The organism is Agaribacillus sp. DX54 (assembly GCF_056858335.1).
In genome coordinates this window covers 1-541 of the sequence record NZ_JBXEQE010000123.1, presented here as the reverse complement: position 1 = coordinate 541, position 541 = coordinate 1, and the positions used below count along the sequence as shown (strand labels likewise).

Genomic DNA, 541 nt, shown 5'->3' with positions numbered 1-541 from the left:
CACCGGTTTGGAATCAACTTCTGCCAGTCGACTCCGAGGGGCCTACCCTCATCTTTTATATAGCGCCATTGTCTCAATTTTGAAACAATGTTCATGGCACACAAACTTTTCCGCATGTCGGTGGGCCTTTTATATAAAAAATACTGGTGGGAAGAGGTAAGAGAAAACATCAGATCAGACAGATAAGCGCTTTAAGTTCAGCCAAAGTCGTTTTCTCAGTAATTTTCAAGACCACTCCATTCGGATAGCGGATTTCCATGCCGGAATTCACCGCAGGGGTAAGCGCTATGAATTGCGCTTCTTGCGGCCTCTCCTCAGCCAGATATTGGCTGCGCCAATAGGAAAACTTGCCTATATTGATTTGACGCCGTTTACAGAAAGACTCCCTGGTCTCCGCGCTTTCTTCCCATTGACGGCACAAGGAAAACATTTGCTGACGTAATTTCTCTGATCGCATTGCTTGTCACTTTGTTTTAAGCAGCAAAGTTCATCGATAAATAAATGCGGCAAAAGAGGTGTCTGGCCGTAGGGATACTGATAA

General features: G+C 45.1%; 1 protein-coding gene. It reads right to left on the bottom strand.

Going from position 1 to position 541, the window contains the following annotated elements:
- Positions 1 to 169: 169 nt before the first annotated feature.
- Positions 170 to 457, bottom strand: coding sequence for an IS66 family insertion sequence element accessory protein TnpA (gene tnpA / locus AC04NP_RS30615; protein WP_482863937.1), 288 nt, complete (start codon positions 455 to 457; stop codon positions 170 to 172).
- Positions 458 to 541 lie beyond the last annotated feature (84 nt).

What these genes read in the sequence shown, in the direction of transcription:
- tnpA (WP_482863937.1), bottom strand. Translation starts at nt 457, where the DNA reads ATGCGATCAGAGAAATTACGTCAGCAAATGTTTTCCTTGTGCCGTCAA.